The 7,117-nt window shown below is 48.9% G+C and carries 7 protein-coding genes; 2 read left to right on the top strand and 5 right to left on the bottom strand.

The annotated features are described in order from the left end of the window. The 3 genes from ACKOVI_RS05130 to ACKOVI_RS05120 form a co-directional block, all read right to left on the bottom strand. Positions 1–862 (bottom strand): Glu/Leu/Phe/Val family dehydrogenase (locus ACKOVI_RS05130; protein ID WP_509602995.1); only part of this gene is annotated, 862 nt, incomplete at its 3' end. A 35-nt stretch (positions 863–897) separates the two neighbouring features. Then, positions 898–2,289 carry an aspartate aminotransferase family protein gene (locus ACKOVI_RS05125; protein ID WP_509602994.1) on the bottom strand — a complete coding sequence of 464 codons (1,392 nt, stop codon included), beginning with the start codon at positions 2,287–2,289 and terminating at the stop codon, positions 898–900. A gap of 115 nt (positions 2,290–2,404) precedes the next feature. Continuing rightward, positions 2,405–3,010 (bottom strand): TetR/AcrR family transcriptional regulator, encoded by a 606-nt coding sequence (locus ACKOVI_RS05120; RefSeq protein WP_509602993.1) that lies wholly within the window; start codon positions 3,008–3,010, stop codon positions 2,405–2,407. Positions 3,011–3,056: 46 nt separating this feature from the next. Between ACKOVI_RS05120 and ACKOVI_RS05115 the strand changes: the two genes are divergently transcribed. Next, on the top strand, positions 3,057–4,484 hold the full coding sequence (locus tag ACKOVI_RS05115) for a glycosyltransferase (protein WP_509602991.1): 1,428 nt from the start codon (positions 3,057–3,059) through the stop codon (positions 4,482–4,484). A 50-nt stretch (positions 4,485–4,534) separates the two neighbouring features. Continuing rightward, a complete protein-coding gene (locus ACKOVI_RS05110) occupies positions 4,535–5,107 on the top strand; it encodes a nitroreductase family protein (protein WP_509602990.1) in 573 nt (190 codons plus the stop codon). Here ACKOVI_RS05110 and ACKOVI_RS05105 read toward each other — a convergent pair. Together ACKOVI_RS05105 and ACKOVI_RS05100 are read right to left on the bottom strand one after the other, a co-directional pair. Then, positions 5,104–5,898, bottom strand: a complete 795-nt coding sequence (locus ACKOVI_RS05105; RefSeq protein ID WP_509602989.1) for a tryptophan 2,3-dioxygenase — start codon at positions 5,896–5,898, stop codon at positions 5,104–5,106. The two genes, ACKOVI_RS05110 and ACKOVI_RS05105, sit on opposite strands and share 4 nt — an antisense overlap. Then, the coding region (locus ACKOVI_RS05100) for a kynureninase (RefSeq protein WP_509602988.1) at positions 5,895–7,117 on the bottom strand (1,223 nt) is incomplete at its 5' end. The genes ACKOVI_RS05100 and ACKOVI_RS05105, both read right to left, overlap by 4 nt.

Below are 7,117 nucleotides of genomic sequence, written 5' to 3'. Positions count from 1 at the left end.
CAGCTGGAATCAGTACATCGACATCAAGGGCGAGAAGTTCTTCGGTGGTAAGTCGATCCGTTCCTGGCGCATCGAGATTGCCATGCTCTTTGAAGTGCTCCCATAGCTGGGTTACAGAATCAAAACCTGTCACACCTCCATGAACATCACTGACTGCTACAACTTTGAGACCCATCTTCTCGAGCCCCACCGCAGTCCAATAACCAACCTTTCCAAATCCTTGGATTGCAACAGTTGCGCTGAGAGGATCGATATTTTTAACGAGCAGAGCCTCACGAGTAGAGATTGCAACGCCGTCTCCGGTTGCCGATGTGCGACCAAGAGATCCACCGAGTGAAATTGGTTTACCGGTAACGACTCCCGGAACTGAGTAGCCGGCATTGACAGAGTAGGTATCCATCATCCAGGCCATATTGCGCTCATCTGTTCCGACATCGGGTGCTGGGATATCACGCTCTGGTCCGATGATGGGGAGAATCTCTGAGGTGTAGCGACGAGTGAGTCGTTCATTTTCTGCAAGAGAGAGCGTTGCGGGGTCTACCGCGATCCCGCCTTTGGCACCACCATAGGGAAGATTGGTAAGTGCACACTTCCAGGTCATCAACATTGCGAGAGCAACGGTCTCACCCATATCGATATCAGGGTGGAATCGAACTCCACCTTTGGATGGACCGCGAGTGGTCGAGTATTGGACTCGGAAGCCCTTATACATATCGACGTTACCGTTATCGCCACGAAGCGGAACAGCAACTTCAAGAACTCGACGAGGCGTAGACAAGGTCTGCCACTCGTTCTCTGATAGTCCTAGCTGTTCAACAGCTCGGCCTAATTGTCGTAGTGCGGTATCTAGTGCTGACTCCATTGTCAGGACTTCCTTTTCTACTTTTGTGTTAGTTGTTAACTGCGCAATGCCTTAGCGAATTCTGCAAAATCATCAACCAAGATATCGATTTCAGTCTGCGTATGGGCGAGAGAAATAAGCCACTGCTCATCAAGTCCAGGGGGAGTGATAATTCCGCGGTTGAGTGCGAAGAGCCAATGAGCCTCTGCCACACCAAAATCGGTAGCCTTGTAATCGCGGTAGTTGCGCACAGGCGACGTTGCCCAAGTAACACAACCCTTGACTCCAAAACCAACAGTGTGCGCTGGTAATTGGTACTCATCAATGATGTCACCGATGCGTTCGAGAGCTTGGTGATTGAGCTGCTCGGCCGCGCCAAGAGTCTCTTCGGTTGCGATGCGATCAATCGCACGCACACCTGCCATTGCAAGTGGGTTACCGTTAAATGTACCGAAGTGAGCCATCTTGTTATTGGTCACGAAGTCCATGTACTTCTTTTTGCCACCAAAGGCAGCGAGTGGAAGTCCTCCACCAATTGATTTAGCCAAAGTAATCAAGTCCGGCTTTACTCCAAGACGCATAGCAGCACCGTGTGCACCAGCTGTCAGACCCGTCTTTACCTCATCAAAGATAAGAACAACGTTGTACTGATCGCAGAGTTCACGAACGCGCTCGAGATATCCAGCATCTGGAAGAACAATTGCTAGGTTTTCGAGAACTGGCTCGACGATAAAGCAAGCGATCTTCTTTGCATTCTTCTTAAACATCTTCTCGAGGGCTTCAATGTTGTTAAACGGAACAACGTAGATATCGCCCGGAACCAAGTTGGAGTCGACATACGGAGTTGGCTTGTCAGCCTTACCAATCTTGTCGACAGGTGGCTTGCTGGAAACGACGAATGGGTCGTAGCTACCGTGGTAGCCGCCCTCAATCTTAAGGATGCCCATCTTCTCTGTCGCTGAGCGCGCAACACGGACGGCGTACATCGTTGATTCGGTGCCAGAGTTTGTAAAACGAACCTGGTCGATACCAAAGCGCTTACAGATGCGCTCTGCCGCATCGGTCGAGGTAGGCGATGGGGTCACAAATAACATGCCTCGGTTTAATGAGGTCTCAATCTCTTCCACTACGACTGGATTGAGGTGGCCAGCAAGCATGGCGCCGAATCCCATAGAGAGGTCGAGTAACTGGCGACCATCAACATCGGTCATATAGGCGCCCTTAGCGCTCTCAATTGAGATTGGGTAAGGATCCCAATGCTGAAAACTAGATGTCACACCGAGGGGCAGTGATGAAAATGCTCGCTTGCTCTCAACTTCGGATGCCTTGGTGTTTTTGGTAAAGAGTTCCCATTCAGCCGCTAGAACTGCAGCTACCTTTTCAGTTGAGATAGGTGTTGATGAAGCAGGGACTCGACGATACGTATTCGCATGTGGCGCTGTTGTCATTTGTAACGCTGTACTACAAAAGCCTCTTACTTAGAAGCAGTTTTGTTCTGTACTCTCCTTTAAGGCACGAGTAATCGTGTTCGGCAATTATCTCCGAAGCTCTTTAAAGATGCAACTATTCGACAACCATGGTGTTTATAAGCATATGCATAATGAAATCATCCCAATCCTTCTGAGCCATTGGGTTAGGAACAACGTCATCCACTATTTTTCCGAGCGTATAACTTTGAATAAATACTGCGATTACACGAGCATTAAGCTCAGGTCGATAAAGCCCCTTATTTTTTGCCTCTTCAATGAGATCCTCTAAAGCGGTAGTGAGCCGGTCTTGCTCTAAACCAAGTGCACGAATAAAACGGGCAGAAGTTTCTGAATTTGCCAAGGTACGAGCACGCGAGAAGCGAGTCGCTTTATAGTCGGGAGATTGTGTGAATTCTGTAATACGACGTAGACCATCAATGATGTCTTGTCGTGTCTTGGCAGCAGAGAGAACGGGAACAATCAAGCTAATGCTTCGATCCACCCAAATTGCATAACGACTGACTTGCGCAGCTTCCAAAAGTTCACCAAGGTCTTCAAAGTGGTGATAGAGACTTCCTTTGGAGATTCCAGATTTTTCTAGGATTTCATCAACCTGAATATCTTGCGGGAATTGATCCTCAAGTAATTCTGCAGTGGTTTCAATGAGGCGAACCTTGGTGGGATGAAATGCCTGTGTCATAACCTAATTAAACTCAATACCGCTAAGTATTGGTAGCCTTTCCGACATGACGAAGCCAACAATCATCCTTGCGACCAGCAATGGCGTAGGGATGGGCCACTTAGCGCGCGCAAGTGCAATAGCGCTCGAGCTGAAGAAATATGCAAACCCCATCATCGTCTCAATGGCTGGCGGCATTGCAGAAATCCCCGAATACATGGGCATTCGAGTCGAATACATCCCAGGCCGCGATCGCGGTTGGATGGAGCGCGAGAAATGGGATGACTATCTCCGCGATCGTTTGATGGCTCTGGTCGATGAGACAGGCGCAACAGTGATGTCCTTTGATGGAGTTGTTCCATATCCAGGTGTCATAGCTGCAAAGTTTTCACATCACAAACTTGCCTTGGTCTGGGTACGCCGAGGCCTTTGGCAGAAGAAGCCTCAACGTTTTGTTTTAGGCATGCAGTCCAAAATGATGGATTACATCGTCGAACCCGGCGATATTGCACGTGCATATGACTTCGGACCAACTGCATCTCGAAAAGATGCAACGCTGACTTCGCCTGTTTCACTCTATAAAGAAGAGAACGCACTCTCACGCGAGGAAGCCCGCAAAGTATTAGGTCTCGATCTCGATCGCCCAGCTGTATTAGTTCAACTTGGTACCGGCGATAGCGACGTCAATGAGAAACTCACAGCGGCACTCTCTGGCTTGATTGGTTGGAAAGATCTGCAGGTAATTCTTACAAAGCACCCAGTAGATAAAGATGGAAAGTCACTTGTCCCTGAAGGGTTAGATATTCGCGTCGTGCGCCACTTCCCACTTGCCCGCGTATTGCACGCATTCGATGCAGGTGTTTCCGCTACTGGCTACAACGGTGTTCACGAAAACCTTCCAGCGTGTTTGCCAACGGTTTTTGTCTCTAATATTCGCGGAACAGATGACCAAGAAGCTCGCGCACAGTGGTGCCACGATTTTGGCTTTGCAATTCGCGGTAACCAGGCAGATCTCCACGACATCACTGCAGCGGTCAAGAAATTGCAAGACCCAGAGGTACGTGCACGTCTGGCCGCAAAGTGTGCAGAACTTCCTGCTACAACAGGTGGTGAAGAGATTGCAAAAATTCTTTTCGAGCTCGCTACACATGAAGAACCAAAGCGTCCTTCATGGTTTACCTACAACCGTCTCAAGGTTCAAGAACACATCAATCGCGGTAAACGTCATCTTGCATATATGGGACTTCGCCGACTTGGCCTGGTCTATCGAATGATTAATCCGCATATTGTCGTCAACGTCGTGAAGCAAGATCCACCAGTGTGGGGTTCACAAACTACGGCGAAGGAACTGCACCCACTCATCAAGGGAGATGCTCGATTCGAGCATCTCATTACTGGTGCATCTGATGCCTACATCGCGCGCCGTAAAGAGATCGCCGAAAAGGCATACGGGCATCGCACTGAGATTATTAACACCAAGAAGCAGCAGGGCTAAAGCGCACTTCACACTGCAGTAATTCCGGGCCCCAGTTACTGTTCTGTCTTATGAGAGCAGAGACAGCAACACCCGTAAACGAAATCATTGCAACCCGTCGCAGCCCACGTTCATTTAATGAGCTTGCCGAAATTTCTAATGAAGATCTCTTGGCAATTCTTGAGGCAGCGCGTTGGGCTCCATCAGCTTTTAACGGTCAGCCTTGGCGTTACTTTGTTGGCAAGCGTGGCGATGAAGTCTTCGCTCAAATTCTCTCTTCCCTCGGTGAGTTCAACCAGAAGTGGGCCCACAAGGCATCTGCTCTGATTCTTGTTGCATCGAAGACGACAAAGGCTGACGGTTCTCCGCATGCCGATTACCAATACGACTGTGGTTTATCTGTTGCGCAGCTTTCAATTGAGGCTCATGATCGCGGATTGATCGTGCATCAGATGACAGGTTTTGATAAGGCAGTTGCAAAATCTGCAGTGGCTATCGGTGAGGAGCTTGTTCCTGTAGTTGTGGTAGCAGTGGGCACTCAGGATGCACCAGAGAAGTTATCTGGTCCCTTGTTGGACCGCGAAACCGCTAAGCGCGAACGCCTAGCCCTACAAGAGATTGTTCTTAAGGGTTTACCTTCTTAAAAACGTGAACGGATCTCCCAGAGATCTTTAAAGACGGGATTAAAGAGAGTGCTAGCTAAATACTGCACTCCACTTGATCCGCCTGTTCCCATCTTGGCTCCGATAGTGCGCTCAACCATCTTTACGTGGCGATAGCGCCATTCTTGGATGCCTTCATCAATATCAATAAGTCGCTCAGAGACCATCGCTGCCTCTGCATCGGTGCGATGCAACTGAAGAAGAGCATCCTGAACCGAGAGATTACTTTCGTAAGCGATGCCCTTTGGGCGCGCTAGTACTTCCTCTGGAATTGCGAACCCGCGACCGGCCACGTAGACCAAGAAAGAATCCCATATTGAATTGCGAGAAGTGATCTCCGCAATCTCTTCTTGCATATGCGGAGGAAGATGACTTGCCATCTTTGAATCACGGCGACCCAAGATTGCTTCAACTTTTCTAAATTGTGCAGATTGGAATCCACTTGAAGAAGAGAGATATCCACGGAATGCGTTGAACTGCAACGGTGTCATTGTTTCGAGAATGTCGACCTGAGTAACGCAGACCTTCATGATGGTACGAATACGACCCAAAATTGCTAACGCGTAATGAGAATCGCCAGCTTCGAGCGCCTTCGCCGCTGCTTCAAATTCATGTAATAGCTGCTTAAACCACAGCTCATATGTCTGGTGAATGATGATGAAGAGAAGTTCATCATGCTCAGGGCCTTCAGAGAGTGGCTTCTGCAATTGCAGAAGTTCATCCACCTGTAAGTAAGAGGTGTAAGTCAGCGCTGAATCGTAGTTCTCGCTCATGTGACTCGTGAATCCGAACCCTTAATTTCCTCGTACTTCTTGGTGATTGTGAGATCACGTAGACGCTCAAATCCATCCCAAATTTCTACATAAGAAGTTGGAAGCGGCGCAATTGCGAGGCGAATTGCATTAGGTGTGCGGTAATCAGGAATGACATTGACGAACTTACGAAGTGCAACGCAAATCTGCGCAGCGTGTGGGTGGCCGATAGAAATATGGCCACCGCGCTCGTTAGCATCGCGTGAAGTCAGAAGGGTGTAGCCAAGGTCTGCGAGCCAAGCATCGTAGAGATCAATCATCATCTGAGTGCCGACAGCTGCTTTATGGGCAATCGCTGTAATTCCAGCCTCTTCAATCATAGAGAAAGCAGTCTGCACACCACGAATACCGATAATCGAGGGGCTAGCAATCTGGAAACCACGGATGCCATCTGCTTTTACATATTCTGGCCCCATTCCAAATTGATCTTCATTTCCGAACCAACCTTGGATAGGAACCTGAAGTTCTTTCTGGACTCGCTTATTGACGTAGAGCCAAGCAGGTGATCCAGGACCTGAGTTTCCGTACTTATATGTGCAACCCACTGCAAGATCAACGCCATTGTCATCAAAGTTCATCTCAATCGCACCTGCAGCATGGCTTGCATCCCAGACAACCCATGCGCCAAAAGAACGGACAAAATCTGTAATTGATTTGATGTCATTGCGCGCACCAGAGCGATATTGAATAACTTCAAAAGTTACAAGAGCAACATCCTCGCTCATGTATGGCTTAAGGATGTCAACTGTGATGCGTTCATTGTCGGATACTGCAGGATTTTCGTTATCGATAATCACCAAGTTGAGTCCAAGTTGCTTAGCGATTCCATCCAAGATGTAGCGATCGGTAGGGAAGTTTGCTGCATCGGTGATAATTGTTTTGCGACCCGGACGAGAGTTAATAGCTGCAAGACAGAGCTGATAGAAGTTAACTGAGGTTGTATCGCAGACCAAGACCTGGCCAGGGGCTGCACCAAGCACCGAACGACCGAGGAGGTCACCGGCTGGTTGCGCCTCATCAACCCAGTGGCTCCAGCCGGTCACAACTTCACGTCCCCACTCATGGGTGAGGAAGTCATTGACCGCCTTAACGGTGTCATGGGGCAGTCGGCCCAATGAATTGCCATCGAGATAGCAGAGATCGGGATCGGTAATGACGAATCGGCTCTTGAAATGAGCTA

The organism is Candidatus Planktophila sp., from assembly GCF_046070465.1.
Lineage (GTDB): Bacteria > Actinomycetota > Actinomycetes > Nanopelagicales > Nanopelagicaceae > Planktophila.
The sequence above is the reverse complement of the archived record's forward strand: the minus strand, read 5'-3'. Positions and strand labels throughout refer to the sequence as shown.